Raw genomic sequence first — 16,948 nt, 5'->3', positions numbered from 1 at the left:
TTTTTTTTGGACTACGCTCTCCTGCCGGCTCCTTCGGCCCCCTCTCTCCGGGGCCTCTCTTCGGGGCTACTCTCGGACCCTTCCCCAGGCTCTGTTCCAGGCCCAGCTCTCCAGACCCCTTTTTCCCGGCGCTCCTTCAACCCTAATTTCGGGCACTGGCGCCCTCGCTTGCGCCTTTATCAGGTGCGACCGAAATCCGGAACGATCCGCGGTAGGGAGGAGAGGCTCAGGCCGAACTGGCTGGAGACGAGATACCAGGTGCCATAGACGAGAGCAGAAATCGCAGTGGTCAGAAGCAGCACCCGAACCGCGCGAAAACGGGCCGGCGCGCTCGCCACGGTTCCCAGGACAACCTCGTTCTCATCCGCCTGCGTGCGCAATCCGATCGGCAGAACGGCGAAGAGCGTGATCCACCAGATGATGAAATAGACGGCGAAGGCCGAGAGAAACGAGACCACAGGACACTCCTCTTCCTGACTGCATTGCATGCAGAGACATTGACGATGACGCTCCGCTTCTAGAGCAGGTCCAGCAAAACTGCGTTAGCGGATTTGCGTCCGGACTGCGTAAAAACAAAGAGATAGACCATTACAGGCGATCCCGTTTCCACCGGAATACTCTAGCCTTCGATCACCCTCGGTCCGCGGCTGACCGAAGACAGGCTGAAGCGGACGGCTAGGATCGGCGACCAGGGAACTGTAGCGGAGAAAGCCGCATCCCTGAAGGGGCCGGGCGCGGACGAGGTGTCACACCGTCTCCGGCCAGGGCGCCGCTCCCCCTCTGCCGCTGAGGCGCCCTTAAACCTCTTCCAGTTCCACCAATGTGCCGCAGAAATCCTTGGGGTGCAGGAACAGCACCGGCCTGCCATGCGCGCCGATACGGGGTTCGCCATCGCCCAAAATCCGCGCTCCACCCTGTTTCAGCTGGTCCCTCGCCGCCCGGATATCGCTCACTTCATAGCAGATGTGATGCATGCCGCCCGACGGGTTCTTGTCGAGAAAGGCCGCGATGGGCGAGCCCTCCCCCAGAGGTTCCAGCAGCTCGACCTTGGTATTGTCGAGTTCGACAAAGACCACGGTGACGCCATGCTCCGGCAGCGCCTGCGCCTGCGAGACCCGCGCGCCCAGCATATCCCGATAGGTGGCGGTTGCCGCACCGAGATCCGGCACGGCAATGGCAATGTGGTTCACACGTCCGAGCATGGCTTTCCTCCCCTTTGCTCCCCGTCTTTGGCCCCTGTTTCGCCACAGGCTGCGGCATCCGGCGCCATGACCATGCGTGCGGCCAATTGCGCCGTGCCTCTAGACCTTGCTGACGAAAACCGTCACCACCGGCTTCTTTCCCCAGGCGGTGTTTGCAGCCGCCCGGATGGCGCGACGCACGGATTCCTGCACGGCGCCCAGATCCTTGCGGCGGCTGCGCGGAATGCTCTCCACGGCGCCGAGAACGGCATCATACAGCGTATCGACCATATCCTCGCCTTCATCATCATATTCCGGCAGGCCAAAGGGCACCAGATCGGGATCGGTGAGGAAGTCATAGCGGCTGTCGAGCAGAATGCTGACGGAGACATGGCCGACATAGCTCAGCTTCCGCCGCTCCGAAATGCCCATTTCGTCGATATCGCCGAGCAGCTTGCCATCCTTGAAGATCCGGCCATGGGCCACATCGTCGATGACTTCGGCCGGACCGGGTGCGAGCCGCAGCACATTGCCATTGCGCACTTTCGGCACGTTGACAATGCCGGCGCCGCGCGCCAGTTCGGCCTGCGCCGTCAGATGCGCTGCCTCGCCATGCACCGGCACGAGCACCTGCGGGCGAACCCATTCATACATTTTCAGCAATTCGTTGCGACGCGGATGGCCGGATACGTGCACCAGGGCATCGGCATCGGTGACGATCTTGACGCCCTGTTCGATCAACCCGTTCATGATTTCCAGGATGGGTTTCTCATTGCCGGGAATGGTGCGGGAGGAGAAGACCACCGTATCGCCGGCCGCAAGCGCGACATGACGCATCTCGTCACGCGACAGCTTGGCAAGCGCCGCACGGGCTTCGCCCTGGCTGCCGGTCAGGATCACCACGATCTTGTCACGCGGGATATAGCCATATTCGTCTTCGGCAATGAAGGGTTTGATATCGTCCATGATGCCAATGTCGCGGGCGACACTGACCACCCGCTTCAGCGAAGACCCGAGGAGAAGAACCTCGCGACCCGCCGCCTGCGCCGCCAGAGCGATCGACCGGATGCGCCCGACATTCGACGAGAAGGTGGTGACCGCGACGCGGCCTTCCGCCTCTTCGATGACCTTTCGCAGCCCCTCGGACACTTCCTCTTCGGATGGCGACACGCCCTGGCGCATGGCATTGGTGCTGTCGCACATCAGCGCCAGCACGCCCTCATCGCCCACGGCACGAAAGCGCGCCTCATCGGTCAGGGGACCGAGCGACGGCTGCGCATCGATCTTCCAGTCACCGGTGTGCACGACATTGCCGAGCGGCGTACGGATCACCAGGGACATGGGCTCGGGGATGGAATGGTTGACGCCCACCGCCTCGACCTCGAAGGGACCGATGGTGATCCGGTCGCCGGCCTTGAACGGCGTGATCGGGATCTCGGCGCGCGTCCCCTCATATTCGCGCTTGGCCTCCAGCATGCCGGCCGTGAAGGCCGATGCGTAGACCGGAACGTTGAGGCCCGGCCAGAGGTCGTTCAGCGCGCCGTAATGATCCTCATGCGCATGAGTGATGATAATGCCCTTGAGCCGCTTGCGCTGATCGGCCAGGAAGCGGATATCGGGCAGGACGAGATCCACGCCCGGCAGGTCGGGGCCGGCAAAGGTCACGCCGCAATCCACCATGATCCACTGGCGTTCGGCGGCCGGGCCATAGCCGTAGAGCGCGAGATTCATGCCGATCTCGCCCACTCCGCCCAGCGGCAGAAATACCAGTTCGTCCTGTTTGGCCATTATGCACTCGTTTCACTGTCAAAGATAAAAGACGTCACCCGCGGCGATCGCCATGGTTGCCTGTCCGGTATCGAGTATCAGAAGTCCTTGCGGATCGATACCGGCAAAACGCCCTTCGATGGACCGGTCCGGAAGGTTGACGCGGATGGGCGCCCCGATGCCGCAGGCGGCCTTGCGCCAACGCTCGGTGATGGTGGCAACCGCCAGTCCCTCGTTCCACTGCGTCAGCACGTCGGCCATTTCCCGGTAAAGATGGGCAAACAGCTCTTCCGGGGCAAGATGGCAGCCCTGCTCCTGCAGCGAGGTGACGCCATAGGGCGCCTCGTCCGGCCGATGGCGCATATTGATGCCAATGCCCGCCACGACGGCCCTCCGGCCATCCGCCAGGGGTTCGGATTCGAGCAGAATGCCGCAGGACTTCTTTCGACCGATCAGCACGTCGTTCGGCCATTTGATCTCAAGGGCTTCGGCATCGGCCGGAAGCACTGCGTGCAGGGCGGCATGAACGGCGAGCGACACGGCCAGCGGCAAGGATCCGATGCGCTCGGGCGGGGCCGGATCGATCAGCAGGAGCGAGGCGTAGAGATTGCCGCTCTCCGATGTCCAGGCACGGCCGCGGCGGCCGCGGCCGGCTGTCTGGCGCTGCGCGGTGATCCACAGATTGCCCGGATCACCCTGGCGCGCGCGGACCAGGCACTCGGTATTGGTGGAGGTGACCTCCCCCAATGCCTCATGGCGGAACGCCTCGAGGGGGTAGCGCCCCCCTCGCCCGGCACTCATCAGAAGAAGGCCCGTGCGGCGGCTTCGGCAGCGCTGCCGACCGGGCCGCCGAACAGGACATAGGCGGTGACGAAGAGGCCCGATACGCCGAAGACAAGGCGAAGCTCACCGGCGATCCGGCTGAACTCGCCGGTCGGCTGATCGAACCACATGACCTTGATGACCCGCAGATAGTAATAGGCGCCGACGACGGAGGCGAGAACGCCGATCACCGCCAGAGCATAGAGCTTGGCTTCGATGGCCGGCAGGATGACGAACCACTTGGCCCAGAACCCGGCAAAGGGCGGGATACCGGCAAGCGAGAACATCAGCGCCGTCAGCACCAGGGCCATGAAGGGATTGGTCGAGGAGAGGCCGGCCAGATCGTCGATATTCTCCACCGCGCCGCCTTCCTTGCGGCGCATGGCCATGATGCAGGCAAAGGTGCCGAGCGTCATCACCATGTAGATCAGCATGTACAGCGCAACGCCCGAGACGCCCGACTGGGAGCCCGCGGCAAGGCCGACAAGCGCATAGCCCATATGGCCGATCGAGGAATAGGCCATCAGCCGCTTGATATTCCTCTGGCCGATGGCGGCAAAGGAACCGAGCAGCATGGAGGCGATGGAGATGAAGACGACGATCTGTTGCCAATCGGCGAAGACGGGCATGAAGGCCTCGGTCACCACGCGCACCAGGACGGCCATGGCCGCGACCTTGGGGCCGGCGGCGAAGAAGGCCGTGACCGGGGTCGGTGCACCCTCGTAGACATCCGGCGTCCACATGTGGAAGGGGACGGCCGAGATCTTGAAGGCAAGCCCGGCGAGGATGAAGACCAGGCCGAAGACGATGCCGAGCGAGCGGGTTTCCGTCGACAGGACAGCGGCGATATTGGCAAGGTTGGTATTGCCGGTAAAGCCGTAGACCAGCGACATGCCATAGAGCAGCATGCCGGAGGACAAGGCGCCGAGGACGAAATATTTCAGGCCCGCTTCGGTGGAACGAAGGCTGTCGCGGTTGATGGCGGCAACGACATAAAGGGCAAGCGACATGAGCTCGAGGCCCATATAGACGGCCAGCAGATCATTGGCCGAGATCAGCAGCATCATGCCAAGCGTCGCCAGCACCAGCAGGACCGGAAACTCGAAACGATCGAGCTGTTCGGAGCGGGCATTGCCGACCGTCATTACCATGGCGGTGATCGAGCCGATCAGCGCAATCACCTTCATGAAGCGGCTGAACGGATCCAGGATGAAGGCACCGCCCCAGGCCAGGCCTTCGGCCGGCACGAGGACGAGCCAGAGGCCCGCGGCGATCATGATCGCCACGGCAAGACCGGTCACCGTCGGAGCCGACCGGTCGCCCGAGAAAACGCCGATCATCAGGAGCGCCATCGCACCGATCGCCAGGATCAGTTCGGGCGTCGAGATCTGCAGGCTCGCAAGCAGGATTTCAGCAGTCATGTCCAGTCGTGTCCCGTCTCAATGCACCAGAAGTGCAAGTTTGCCGGCCGCCTGCAGGGCAGCGGAATAATTGTTGATCAGCATATCCACCGAAGCCGCCGTCGCGTCGAAGACCGGAGCCGGATAGACGCCGAAGAAGATGGTGAGCGCGATCATCGGATAGAGGATGACCTTCTCCCGCGTGTTGAGATCCAGAAGGCCTTTCAGGCTTTCCTTCTCGAGCGCCCCGAAGACCACCCGGCGATAGAGCCAGAGCGCGTAGGAGGCCGAGAGGATCACACCGGTGGCGGCAAACAGCGCAACCCAGGTGTTCACGCGGAAAACGCCGATGATCGTCAGGAATTCGCCGACGAACCCGGATGTGCCCGGCAGGCCGACATTGGCCATGGTGAAGACCATGAAGGCGACCGCATATTTCGGCATATTGTTGACGAGGCCGCCATAGGCCGAGATCTCGCGGGTGTGAAGACGATCGTAGATCACCCCGACGCAGAGGAAGAGCGCGCCCGACACGATGCCATGCGACAGCATCTGGAAGATCGCTCCCTGGATGCCCTGCGCATTCGCCGCGAAGATGCCCATGGTCACGTAACCCATATGGGCGACGGAGGAATAGGCGATCAGCTTCTTGATGTCGTCCTGCATCATGGCCACCAGCGAGGTGTAGATGATGGCCAGCACAGACAGCGTGAAGACGAAGGGCGCGAAGTAATCCGATGCCAGCGGGAACATGGCGAGCGAGAAGCGGATGAACCCATAGCCGCCGAGCTTCAGCATGACGCCGGCCAGGATGACGGAGCCGGCCGTCGGCGCCTGCACGTGCGCATCCGGCAGCCAGGTATGCACCGGCCACATCGGCATCTTGACGGCGAAGGAGGCGAAGAAAGCCAGCCATAGCCAGGTCTGCATGCCGGCCGGGAAGCCGAACTTCAGGAGTTCGGTGACATCGGTGGTGCCCGCCTGCCAGTACATGGCCATGATGGCGACCATCATCAGCACCGAACCCAGCAGCGTGTAGAGGAAGAATTTGTAGGACGCGTAGACGCGATCCTTGCCGCCCCAGACACCAATGATGATGAACATCGGCACCAGCGTCGCTTCGAAGAAGACGTAGAACAGGACGATGTCGAGCGAGACGAAGACGCCGACCATGACCACTTCCAGAAGCAGGAAGGCGATCATGTATTCCTTCAGGCGCTTCTCCACCGATTCCCAGCTGGCCAGGACGCAGAAGGGCATCAGGAAGGTCGTGAGGATCACGAACAGCATGGAAATGCCGTCGACGCCCAGGTGATAGGCAATCCCGGTATTCATCCATTCATGCTTCTCGACCATCTGGAAGCCGGGATTGGAATTGTCGAACCCGATCCAGATGAACAGCGACACCACGAAGGTGAACACCGTCGTCAACAGCGAAACGTTCAGTATATTCCGGCGGCCAAAGGGGCCGTCCTCCCGCGTCAGAAGCAGGAGAACGACGCCGACGAGCGGCAGGAAGGTGACCGTTGAGAGTATCGGCCAATCGGTCATCAGAAGGAACTCCCGAGCATCATCCAGGTGACGAGGGCTGCGATGCCGATCAGCATCGCAAACGCATAATGATAGAGGTAGCCGGATTGCAGCCGCACGACCCCGCGGGTCACATCGGCAACACGGGCGGCAATCCCGTTCGGACCGTAGGCGTCGATGACCGCCACGTCACCCTTCTTCCACAGGAAGCGGCCAAGCGCCTTGGCGGAGCGGACGAAGAGGACATCGTACAGCTCGTCGAAATACCACTTGTTGAGCAGGAACTGGTAGAGGACGCGATGGTTCTCGGCCAGCCGCTTCGGCGTGGAAGGCGACTTGATATACATGTACCAGGCGGTGACCAGGCCGGTCAGCATGGCAATGAAGGGGCTCCACTTCACCCATAGCGGAACATGGTGGAACTCCTCCAGGATCTCGTTGCCGGGTGCCGTGAACAGCGCGCCTTTCCAGAATTCGGCATAGTGGTGGCCGAAGAAATAGCCTTCGAACACGACACCGGCAAAGACGGCGCCAACGGTCAGGAAGGCGAGCGGCAGAAGCATGACCATCGGCGATTCATGCACGTGATGCATGACGTCGGAGGATGCACGCGGCTTGCCGAAGAAGGTCAGGAAAGCGAGACGCCAGGAATAGAAGCTCGTGAAGAGCGCCGCGACCACCAGCATGGTGAAGGCGAAGCCACCGACGGGCGAATGCGAAGCGAAGGCCGATTCGATGATGACATCCTTGGAGAAGAAGCCGGCAAAGCCGATCATCGTGCCGGGAATGCCGACGCCGGTGAGCGCGAGATTGCCGATCGTCATCGCCCAGAAAGTATAGGGGATGTGCTTGCGCAGGCCACCCATGTAGCGCATGTCCTGCTCGCCATCGACGGCGTGGATCACCGAGCCGGCGCCGAGGAACAGGAGCGCCTTGAAGAAAGCGTGGGTGAAGAGGTGGAAGACGGCCGCGCCATAGGCGCCGACGCCGAGCGCCACGAACATGTAGCCGAGCTGCGAACAGGTCGAATAGGCAATGACCCGCTTGATATCGTTCTGCACCAGGCCGACGGTCGCCGCAAAGAAGGCGGTGATGGCGCCGATCAGGGTGACGAAGGTCAGCGCATCCGGCGACAGTTCGAAAATCGGCGACATGCGCGCCACGAGGAAGACGCCCGCCGTGACCATGGTTGCGGCGTGGATGAGGGCGGAAACCGGGGTGGGGCCTTCCATGGCGTCGGGCAGCCAGGTGTGCAGCAGGAACTGCGCGGATTTACCCATGGCACCCATGAACAGCAGCAGGCAGACGCCGGTGATCGCATGGCCCTTATCGAGCTGCATGCCGAAGAGGTTGATCACCGCCTGGCCGGCATCGGCGGCACCCTCGGCCGGCAGATAGGTCTGCGCGGTCGCAAAGATCGTGTCGAAATTGATCGAGCCGAACAGCACGAAGACGCCGGAAATGCCGAGTACGAAACCGAAATCGCCGACGCGGTTGACGATGAAGGCCTTCATGGCGGCCGCCGAAGCCGAAGGCTTCTTGTACCAGAAACCGATCAGCAGATAGGAGGCGAGGCCGACGCCTTCCCAGCCGAAGAACATCTGCGCCAGGTTGTCGGAGGTCACCAGCATCAGCATGGCGAAGGTGAAGAGCGACAGATAGGCGAAGAAGCGCGGCCGATGCGGATCGTGATGCATGTAGCCGATCGAATAGAGATGGACCAGGCACGAGACCGAGTTGACGACGACGAACATCACGGCCGTCAGCGTATCGATCCGGAATGCCCAGTCGAAATCCAATCCGCCGGACTGGATCCAGCGCAGCACGCTGACCTTGATCACCTCATGGCTTTCGCTGTGACCGAGCGCCACGTCGAAGAAGACGACCCAGGACAGGAGGGCCGCAACGATCATCAGCCCGGTCGTCACATATTCGGACGCCTTGGCGCCGATCGAACGGCCGAACAGGCCGGCGACCAGAAAGCCGATCAGGGGGAGAAAGACGATAGCCTTGTAGATCATGTCCTGATCAGCCCTTCATCATGTTGACGTCTTCAACCGCGATCGAGCCACGGTTGCGGTAGAAGACCACCAGAATTGCAAGACCGATCGCCGCTTCCGCAGCCGCAACGGTCAGAATGAACAGCGCGAAGACCTGCCCGACGATATCGTTCAGGAAGGAAGAGAAGGCGATCATGTTCAGGTTGACCGAGAGAAGGATAAGCTCGATCGACATCAGAATGATGATGACGTTCTTCCGGTTCAGGAAGATGCCGAAGACGCCCAGGGTAAAGAGGATGGCGCTGACGGTCAGGTAGTGAGAAAGTCCGATTTCCATAGTCGCTGTTCCTTGATCGCGCGCTCAGAGACCCTGGCCAGGCTTGACCTTGACCACTTCGACAGCCGTTGCCGGCGTGCGGCGCACCTGTCGTGAAATGTCCTGGCGCTTGATATTCTGCCGGTGACGCAGGGTCAGAACGATCGCGCCGATCATGGCCACGAGGAGGATGAGACCGGCCACCTGGAAGAAATAGATGTAATTCGTATAGAGCACGTCGCCGAGGGCGGCCGTGTTGGTGCGTTCAACCGGAGACGGGATCGGCATGGTGATTGCCTGTGCCGCTTCCGGCGTGATGTAGCTGCCGCCGATCACGATAATCAGCTCCGCCGCGACGATCAGGCCGATGAGTGCCCCGATCGGCGCATATTGCAGGAAGCCGGAGCGCAATTCGGAAAAATCGATATCCAGCATCATGACGACGAAGAGGAAGAGCACCGCCACCGCGCCGATATAGACGACGAGCAGGATCATGGCGAGAAACTCGGCGCCGGTCAGCAGGAAGAGACCGGCGGAGTTGAAGAACACCAGGATCAGGAAGAGGACGGAATGCACCGGGTTCCTGGCCGAGATGACCATGAACGCCGACGCGACCGCGACGAAGGCGAACAGATAAAAGAAAACAGCCTGCAAACCCATTGTGGTGCCTTTTCGTCTTCCCCGGCGAGGTCAAGATCCCCTCACCGTCAAAACCTGGCGGTCGGTTTCGCCGGCCAGGTTCAAAGTTCAATATCGATCCGGCACGGAGGAGATCCTGTGCCGGCAGTGTCCATCATCGATGACCGGTTGGGCCGATTACCGGTACGGCGCATCCATTGCGATGTTGCGCGCGATTTCCCGTTCCCAGCGGTCGCCATTGTCCAGAAGGCGCTGCTTGTCGAAATACAGTTCTTCGCGCGTTTCCGTGGAGAATTCGAAATTCGGGCCTTCGACGATCGCATCAACCGGGCATGCTTCCTGGCAGAAGCCGCAATAGATGCACTTCACCATGTCGATGTCGTAGCGAACCGTACGGCGCGTGCCGTCATTGCGGCGCGGGCCGGCTTCGATGGTGATCGCCTGGGCCGGACAGATCGCCTCGCACAGCTTGCAGGCAATGCAGCGCTCCTCGCCGTTCGGATAGCGGCGCAAGGCGTGCTCACCACGAAAACGCGGCGATACGGGTCCCTTTTCGAAGGGATAGTTGATCGTGGCCTTCTGCTTGAAGAAATAGCGCATCGACAGGAAGAAGGCGCCGACAAACTCCTTCAGGAACAGCGAACTGACCGATTGTGCCAGACTTGCCATGGGTATTTTCTCCTTCAGCCGAGTGGCGGCGCCGCTTTAGGCGCCAGCCGTCAGCTTCACAACGAATGCAGTCACGATGACCAGAACGAGCGACAGCGGCAGGAACACCTTCCAGCCCAGCCGCATCAGCTGGTCATAGCGGTAACGCGGAACGAATGCCTTCACCATGGCGAACATGAAGAAGACGAAACCGGCCTTCAAGACGAACCAGATCAGACCCGGCACCCAGTTCAGGAACCAGACATCCACCGGAGGAAGCCAGCCGCCGAGGAACAGGATGGTGGTGAGCGCGCACATCAGGACAATGGCGGCATATTCCCCCAGCATGAACATCATGTATGGGGTGGACCCATATTCGACCATGAAGCCGGCGACAAGTTCCGATTCCGCTTCCGGCAGGTCGAAGGGCGGACGATTGGTTTCCGCCAGCGCCGAAATGAAGAAGATCACCATGGCCGGGAACAGGACGAGCCAGTTCCAGTCGAGGAAGCTGTTGGGCAGTCCGACCATCGTGCCGATGCCGGTCTTCTGGGCAAAGACGATATCCGACAGGTTCAGCGAGCCGACCGTCAGAAGGACGGTGACGATGATCAGGCCCATCGAGACTTCGTAGGAGACCATCTGCGCGGCCGAGCGCAGCGCGCCGAGGAAGGGATATTTCGAGTTGGACGCCCAGCCGCCCATGATGATTCCATAGACTTCGAGCGAGGAGATGGCGAAGACGAAGAGAATGCCGACATTGATATTGGCAATCACCCAGTTCTCGTTCACCGGCACGACGGCCCAGGTGGCGAGCGCCAGCGTCACCGATACTAGCGGCGCCAGCAGGAAGACGCCTTTATTGGCGCCGGCCGGAATGATCGGCTCCTTGAAGACGAACTTCAACAGATCGGCAAAGGACTGGAACAGGCCCCAGGGCCCCACCACATTGGGTCCGCGGCGCAGCTGCACCGCCGCCCAGATCTTGCGGTCAGCCAGCAGGATATAGGCGATGAAGACCAGCAGGCAGACCAAGAGCAACAGGGACTGACCGATCATGACGATCGCCGGCCAGAGATAGGTCAAGAAGAAAGAGTCCATGTTATTTTAAGCCTTTACTCTGCCGCAGCCTTGAAGTTGTTGCGGGCCAGCGCAGAACATTCCGCCATCACCGCCGAAGCACGTGTGATCGGGTTCGTGAGATAGAAGTCTTTGATCGGCGACGCAAACCCCGTCTTGCTCATGCCCACCGGTTTTGTGGCCAGAGTGGCAATATGGTCGACGGTGCCGGGCGCAATCTCGTCCAGATCGTTGAAATGCGGATAGGCCGCATAGAGCTTCTGGCGCAATTGCGACAGCGAATCGAAGGGCAGTTTCTTGCCAAGCACGTCGGACAGCGCCCGCAGGATCGCCCATTCCTCACGGGCCTCGCCCGGAGCAAAACCGGCGCGATTGCCCATCTGTACGCGCCCTTCAAGATTGACCCAGGTTCCGGATTTCTCGGTATAGGCTGCGCCGGGCAGGATCACGTCGGCATTGTGCGCGCCGGCATCGCCATGGCTGCCGATATAGACGGTGAACTTGGCGTGCTTGGAGGAGAATTCCATCTCGTCCGCGCCGAGCAGGAAGAGGACATCCATGGAGCGCAGCATGGTGGCCGCATTGGCGCCTGCCGCCCCCGGCACGAAGCCGAGATCGAGGCCGCCGACCCGCGAGGCCGCCGTGTGCAGGACGCCGAAGCCGTTCCAGCCCTCGCCGACCGCGCCGACCGTCTGCGCCAGATTGGCCGCGACTGCCAGAACGCTGTCGCCGTCATCGCGCGTCAGCGCACCCGGACCCAGCACGATCATCGGCCGTTCGGCCTTGCGCAGGATCTCCAGGAAGCTGTTCGACCCGTTGACCAGATCGTTCAGCGTTTCCGGACCGGCGCCGAGATAATCGTAAGTGTAGCGCAGATCCGAGGCTTCGCCGATCACGCCGATCGGGAAATTGCCGCGGCGCCAGCGCTTGCGGATCCGGGCATTCAGGATGGAGGCCTCGTAGCGCGGATTGGCGCCGATCAGGAGCAGCGCATCCGCATCCTCTATGCCCTGAATGGTGGGGTTGAAGAGATAGGAGGCGCGGCCGAGCGACGGATCGAGCTTGGCGCCGTCCTGGCGGCAATCCATGTTCTGCGAGCCGAGTGCGGTCAGCAGTTCCTTCAGGGCATACATTTCCTCGACCGAGGCAAGGTCGCCGGCAATGGCGCCGATCCGCGCACCGGTTGTAGCCGACACCGCGCCCTTGATGGCGGCGAAGGCCTCGCCCCAGCTCGCCGCCTGCAGGCGACCGTCGCGCCGCACATAGGGGCGGTCGAGACGCTGAGTCTTCAGGCCATCCCAGATGAAGCGGCTCTTGTCGGAAATCCACTCTTCGTTCACCTGCTCGTTCACCCGCGGCATGATGCGCATGACTTCGCGACCACGGGTATCGACGCGGATGGCCGAGCCGACAGCATCCATCACGTCGATGGATTCGGTCTTGCCCAGTTCCCAGGGACGCGCGGTGAAGGCGAAGGGTCGCGAGGTGAGAGCGCCGACCGGGCACAGATCAATCACATTGCCCTGAAGCTCGGAGGTCATCGCATGTTCGAGATAGGTGGTGATCTCGGCATCCTCGCCGCGGCCGATCAGGCCGAGCTCGGAAATGCCGGCCACTTCCGTGGTGAAGCGAACGCAGCGCGTGCAGTGGATGCAGCGGTTCATCACCGTCTTCACCAGCGGGCCGATATACTTGTCCTCGACCGCACGCTTGTTTTCCGTGTAGCGGGAGGAGTCCATGCCGAAGGCCATGGCCTGGTCCTGCAGATCGCATTCGCCGCCCTGGTCGCAGATCGGACAATCCAGCGGATGGTTGATCAGCAGGAATTCCATCACGCCTTCGCGGGCCTTCTTGACCATGGGCGTGTTGGTATAGATCTCCGGGAGCTCGCCATTCGGGCCGCCGCGGACATCGCGCACGCCCATGGCGCAGGAGGCCGCCGGCTTCGGCGGGCCGCCCTTCACCTCGATCAGACACATACGGCAGTTACCGGCCACTGACAGGCGTTCGTGAAAGCAGAAGCGCGGTACTTCGGCACCAGCTTCCTCACACGCCTGCAACAGCGTGAAGTGATCCGGAACCTCGATCTCTTTGCCGTCAACCTTGAGCTTAACCATCGTCACTTACGTCCTGTTTCCAGTCCCCCTGCCCTCTCCGATCGAGAGAGCGGCGACACTTTCCGTCACCGCAGCAGGGCCTTGGCCTGCGCGATCCAATCGTCCTTGGCAATACGCCCGTCGAGCCCGAGCTCGCGGTCGAATTGCTCCACATCCTTTTGCGTCCAGGCAGCGATCTGCGCATAGCGGCGCACACCCATCCCGGCCAGTAGTTCGGCAAGCTTGGGGCCGATGCCGGCGATCGCCTTGAGATCGTCACCGGCCTCGACTGCCTGGCTTGCAGCCTTCTTTCGTCCTGCCGGCTTTGCCACCACCGGCTTGTCCTTCAACGGTTTCGGCGCCGAAGGCTGATCCAATCCCGCAAGGCCAGGGCCGGCTTTGACAGGCCCGAGCGGCTTGCGCGCCGTATCGGCCTTGCCGGTTGCGGCCGTCACCACCTCATCTGCCAGCGGCGCGGCGCCTTTCGCCTTGCGGGCAAGGCCCGATTTGCCGGCCGGCTTTGCCTCTGCCGGCGGCAAAACCGCCGTCTCGCTCAGCAACGCGGTCTTCACGACGGCTTTGGCCCGACCGGCGCCGGGCGCCTGCCTTGCCGATCCGTCCGCGGCCTCCTTGGCAATGCGCGGCCGGGCCGCTGCCTTGCCTGCAGGCTTTACCGGTCCTGCGCGCGTCACATCTCCGGTCGGCAAGATTGCCGTCGGATCGCTTTCCATCGACAGGCCCTCCGTCGGCAGGCTTTCTGCCGGCGAAACATCTCTCGTTGCGGTCCGGCCGTGTCCGGCTTGCTCCGCTCCCGCCACTGGCGAAACCGGTGCCGCGGCTTGCGGAACCGATTCGGGCGCGGTTGCCGGAGTGGCAGCCGAAGGGCTGGCCTGAGTGGCTGCCTCAGCGGCCGCAGGGCCTTCAGGAGCGGTCGGGCGCTTGGCCGATACGGGCCTGCCGGATGCTTCCATGGCCGCCTGCATCATGCCGAAGAAGGCGCTGGCGAAATGCGTGCTGAGCGCCATGCCCGCGGCTGTCGCCGCAGCCATCATCTCCATCGGATTGGCCGGCGCACGTTCTGCGAAGGGCAGCGAAAATCCAACAGACGGCTTGCCTGTCGTTGTCTCTTTACCGTTCTTGTCCGTCTCGCCTGCCATGGTTCGTCACTCCGCTGCTTCGAGAACCGCTCCGACGCTTGTGGCGTTGGCGGTATATTGATCGATCCGCTTTTCGATTTCCGGGCGGAAATTGCGGATCAGACCCTGAACCGGCCAGGCCGCAGCATCGCCCAGAGCGCAGATCGTATGACCTTCGATCTGCTTGGAGACCTGCAAGAGCATGTCGATCTCGCGCTTTTGCGCATTGCCCTTCACCATACGCTCAAGGACGCGCATCATCCAGCCGGTGCCTTCACGGCACGGCGTGCACTGGCCGCAGCTTTCGTGCTTGAAGAAGGCCGCAATCCGCCAGATCGCCTTGATGATGTCCGTCGACTTGTCCATCACGATCATGCCGCCGGTGCCGAAGGAGGACTTCACCTCGCGCATGCCGTCGAAATCCATGATCGCGTCGGCCATGTCCTCGCCGCGCACCACCGGGCAGGATGCCCCGCCGGGAATGACGCCGAGAAGATTGTCCCAGCCGCCTCGAATGCCGCCGCAATGGCGCTCGATGATCTCGCGGAAGGACAGGCCCATGGCTTCTTCGAAGGTGCAGGGCTTGTTCACGTGGCCGGACACCATGAACAGTTTCGTGCCGACATTGTTGGCGCGCCCGATCGACGAGAACCAGGAGGCGCCACGACGCAGAATGGTCGGGGCGACGGCGATGGATTCGACATTGTTGACCGTGGTCGGGCAGCCATAAAGGCCCATATTGGCCGGGAATGGCGGCTTCAGGCGCGGCTGGCCCTTCTTGCCTTCCAGGCTTTCGAGAAGGGCGGTTTCCTCGCCGCAGATATAGGCGCCCGCGCCGTGATGCACGTAGACATCGAAATCCCAGCCGCATTTGTTGTTGGTGCCGAGAAGGCCGGCATCGTAACACTCGTCGATGGCCGCCTGCAGCGCCTCGCGCTCGCGGATATATTCGCCGCGAACATAGATATAGGCCGTATGCGCGCCCATGGCGAAGCCGGCGATCACGCAGCCTTCGATCAGCGTATGCGGATCGTGACGCATGATATCACGGTCCTTGCAGGTCCCGGGCTCCGACTCATCGGCATTGACGACGAGGTAATGCGGACGGCCATCGCTCTCCTTCGGCATGAAGGACCATTTCAGGCCGGTGGGGAAGCCGGCGCCACCACGACCACGAAGACCGGAGGCCTTCATCTCGTTGATGATCCAGTCGCGGCCCTTCTCGATGATCTGCTTGGTGCCATCCCAATGGCCACGGCTCATGGCGCCCTTCACGGACTTGTCCTTGAGACCGTAGATATTGGTAAAGATGCGATCCTGATCTTTCAACATGATCTATTCCACCAGTCCGCCGCCACCTTAGGTCGGCTTTTTCGAATGCAAGATGCGCCGGCTGGCCGGACGCGGTTCCTCAGGCGGTTCCGTTACCGATCGCCGTCGGATGTCGTGGTCTTCGTCTTTGCGGCGTCCGCCACCGGTGCGCCCTCGGCGGTGCTGCCGGGTGCCTTCGGATCGGGCTCGGAGGCCTTGGTCGCCGAAAGCTCTCCGGTCTCGGCGGCCTTGGCATTGGATTTCGCAGCCTCGGGTGCCGTCACCGGGGTCTTCAGCGAAGGATTGGTCTCAGCGGCCGTGTCCTTCGGCCGGCCGGCTTCCGCCGGCGGGACCGAGGCGGCCGGCGCCTCCGGCTGCGCTTCCAGATTGGTGCGGACAGGCTTGACCTCTTCCAGAAGCGTCTTCGGACCGCCTTCCGGTGCGGATGTCACTCGGTCGATCTGCGGGCCGGTCTTCACCTGCGCCCCCTTGCCTGCATCGAAAGCATCGATGATCTCTTCCAGACGCTCCGGCGTCAGGTCTTCATAGGCGTCCTTGAAGATCATGACCATCGGCGCATTGACGCAGGCGCCCTGACATTCCACCTCTTCCCAGGACAGCGTGCCGCTGGCATTGCGCTCGAAGGGCTCGTGGTGGATCTTGCGCCTGCAGACATCCATCAGCGCCTCGGAGCCTCTCAGCATGCAAGGGGTCGTTCCGCAAACCTGGACATGCGCCCGGGTGCCGATCGGCTTCAGCTGGAACTGGGTGTAGAAGGTCGCCACCTCCAGCACGCGGATATAGGGCATTGCCAGCTTCTGCGCGACAAATTCGATGGCGGCCCGGGTGACCCAGCCATCCTGCTCCTGGGCGCGCATCAGCAGCGGAATGACCGCCGATTGCTGGCGGCCTTCCGGATATTTCCGGATTGTCGCCTCTGCCCAGGCTGCGTTATCCGCAGTGAAGGCAAAGGCGCCCGGCTGGAACTGATCTTCGGCTAGTCGACGAACGGACATTCTTTC

Annotated in this window: 14 protein-coding genes and 1 pseudogene; all 15 read right to left on the bottom strand. The window is 62.1% G+C overall.

Annotation, left to right across the window (positions count from 1 at the left end; genetic code table 11):
• Positions 1-179: 179 nt before the first annotated feature.
• Positions 180-458 carry a DUF1467 family protein gene (locus QTJ18_RS10835; RefSeq protein WP_252751414.1) on the bottom strand — a complete coding sequence of 93 codons (279 nt, stop codon included), beginning with the start codon at positions 456-458 and terminating at the stop codon, positions 180-182.
• 339 nt (positions 459-797) lie between these two features.
• Positions 798-1,202 (bottom strand): methylmalonyl-CoA epimerase, encoded by a 405-nt coding sequence (gene mce, locus QTJ18_RS10830; RefSeq protein WP_252751415.1) that lies wholly within the window; start codon positions 1,200-1,202, stop codon positions 798-800.
• 99 nt (positions 1,203-1,301) lie between these two features.
• On the bottom strand, positions 1,302-2,969 hold the full coding sequence (locus tag QTJ18_RS10825; protein WP_252751416.1) for a ribonuclease J: 1,668 nt from the start codon (positions 2,967-2,969) through the stop codon (positions 1,302-1,304).
• An 18-nt stretch (positions 2,970-2,987) separates the two neighbouring features.
• Positions 2,988-3,749, bottom strand: a complete 762-nt coding sequence (locus tag QTJ18_RS10820; protein ID WP_252751417.1) for a biotin--[acetyl-CoA-carboxylase] ligase — start codon at positions 3,747-3,749, stop codon at positions 2,988-2,990.
• Entirely contained in the window at positions 3,749-5,191 is a 1,443-nt protein-coding gene (nuoN, locus tag QTJ18_RS10815) for an NADH-quinone oxidoreductase subunit NuoN (RefSeq protein WP_252751418.1), read from the bottom strand. The genes QTJ18_RS10820 and nuoN overlap by 1 nt, the downstream gene beginning before the upstream one ends.
• An 18-nt stretch (positions 5,192-5,209) precedes the next feature.
• Positions 5,210-6,721, bottom strand: a complete 1,512-nt coding sequence (locus QTJ18_RS10810; RefSeq protein WP_252751419.1) for an NADH-quinone oxidoreductase subunit M — start codon at positions 6,719-6,721, stop codon at positions 5,210-5,212.
• A complete protein-coding gene (gene nuoL, locus QTJ18_RS10805) occupies positions 6,721-8,721 on the bottom strand; it encodes an NADH-quinone oxidoreductase subunit L (RefSeq protein ID WP_252751420.1) in 2,001 nt (666 codons plus the stop codon). The genes QTJ18_RS10810 and nuoL overlap by 1 nt, the downstream gene beginning before the upstream one ends.
• Before the next feature lie 7 nt (positions 8,722-8,728).
• Complete coding sequence (gene nuoK / locus QTJ18_RS10800) at positions 8,729-9,037, bottom strand: NADH-quinone oxidoreductase subunit NuoK (protein ID WP_165220304.1); 309 nt, start codon at positions 9,035-9,037, stop codon at positions 8,729-8,731.
• A gap of 24 nt (positions 9,038-9,061) precedes the next feature.
• Positions 9,062-9,676 carry an NADH-quinone oxidoreductase subunit J gene (locus QTJ18_RS10795; RefSeq protein WP_252751421.1) on the bottom strand — a complete coding sequence of 205 codons (615 nt, stop codon included), beginning with the start codon at positions 9,674-9,676 and terminating at the stop codon, positions 9,062-9,064.
• Positions 9,677-9,832: 156 nt separating this feature from the next.
• On the bottom strand, positions 9,833-10,324 hold the full coding sequence (gene nuoI / locus QTJ18_RS10790) for an NADH-quinone oxidoreductase subunit NuoI (RefSeq protein WP_252751422.1): 492 nt from the start codon (positions 10,322-10,324) through the stop codon (positions 9,833-9,835).
• 36 nt (positions 10,325-10,360) lie between these two features.
• On the bottom strand, positions 10,361-11,404 hold the full coding sequence (nuoH, locus tag QTJ18_RS10785) for an NADH-quinone oxidoreductase subunit NuoH (RefSeq protein WP_252751423.1): 1,044 nt from the start codon (positions 11,402-11,404) through the stop codon (positions 10,361-10,363).
• Between the two features lie 14 nt (positions 11,405-11,418).
• Positions 11,419-13,500: an NADH-quinone oxidoreductase subunit NuoG gene (gene nuoG / locus QTJ18_RS10780; protein WP_252751424.1), complete on the bottom strand. Its 2,082-nt coding sequence runs from the start codon at positions 13,498-13,500 to the stop codon at positions 11,419-11,421.
• Between the two features lie 65 nt (positions 13,501-13,565).
• Entirely contained in the window at positions 13,566-14,636 is a 1,071-nt protein-coding gene (locus QTJ18_RS10775; RefSeq protein WP_252751425.1) for a hypothetical protein, read from the bottom strand.
• A gap of 6 nt (positions 14,637-14,642) precedes the next feature.
• Positions 14,643-15,947, bottom strand: a complete 1,305-nt coding sequence (nuoF, locus tag QTJ18_RS10770) for an NADH-quinone oxidoreductase subunit NuoF (protein WP_252751426.1) — start codon at positions 15,945-15,947, stop codon at positions 14,643-14,645.
• Between the two features lie 218 nt (positions 15,948-16,165).
• Positions 16,166-16,942 (bottom strand): annotated as a pseudogene (nuoE, locus tag QTJ18_RS10765) (NADH-quinone oxidoreductase subunit NuoE); the annotation flags it as partial.
• Positions 16,943-16,948: the final 6 nt, after the last annotated feature.

It is taken from the genome of Rhizobium sp. SSA_523 (assembly GCF_030435705.1).
Classification (GTDB): Bacteria; Pseudomonadota; Alphaproteobacteria; order Rhizobiales; family Rhizobiaceae; genus Neorhizobium.
The sequence above is the reverse complement of the archived record's forward strand: the minus strand, read 5'-3'. Positions and strand labels throughout refer to the sequence as shown.

Bases quoted from the DNA above. Each gene is read 5' to 3' on its own strand.
- mce (WP_252751415.1), bottom strand. From the start codon at position 1,202: ATGCTCGGACGTGTGAACCACATTGCCATTGCCGTGCCGGATCTCGGT.
- QTJ18_RS10825 (WP_252751416.1), bottom strand. From the start codon at position 2,969: ATGGCCAAACAGGACGAACTGGTATTTCTGCCGCTGGGCGGAGTGGGC.
- QTJ18_RS10820 (WP_252751417.1), bottom strand. From the start codon at position 3,749: ATGAGTGCCGGGCGAGGGGGGCGCTACCCCCTCGAGGCGTTCCGCCAT.
- nuoN (WP_252751418.1), bottom strand. From the start codon at position 5,191: ATGACTGCTGAAATCCTGCTTGCGAGCCTGCAGATCTCGACGCCCGAA.
- QTJ18_RS10810 (WP_252751419.1), bottom strand. From the start codon at position 6,721: ATGACCGATTGGCCGATACTCTCAACGGTCACCTTCCTGCCGCTCGTC.
- nuoL (WP_252751420.1), bottom strand. From the start codon at position 8,721: ATGATCTACAAGGCTATCGTCTTTCTCCCCCTGATCGGCTTTCTGGTC.
- nuoK (WP_165220304.1), bottom strand. From the start codon at position 9,037: ATGGAAATCGGACTTTCTCACTACCTGACCGTCAGCGCCATCCTCTTT.
- QTJ18_RS10795 (WP_252751421.1), bottom strand. From the start codon at position 9,676: ATGGGTTTGCAGGCTGTTTTCTTTTATCTGTTCGCCTTCGTCGCGGTC.
- nuoI (WP_252751422.1), bottom strand. From the start codon at position 10,324: ATGGCAAGTCTGGCACAATCGGTCAGTTCGCTGTTCCTGAAGGAGTTT.
- nuoH (WP_252751423.1), bottom strand. From the start codon at position 11,404: ATGGACTCTTTCTTCTTGACCTATCTCTGGCCGGCGATCGTCATGATC.
- nuoG (WP_252751424.1), bottom strand. From the start codon at position 13,500: ATGGTTAAGCTCAAGGTTGACGGCAAAGAGATCGAGGTTCCGGATCAC.
- QTJ18_RS10775 (WP_252751425.1), bottom strand. From the start codon at position 14,636: ATGGCAGGCGAGACGGACAAGAACGGTAAAGAGACAACGACAGGCAAG.
- nuoF (WP_252751426.1), bottom strand. From the start codon at position 15,947: ATGTTGAAAGATCAGGATCGCATCTTTACCAATATCTACGGTCTCAAG.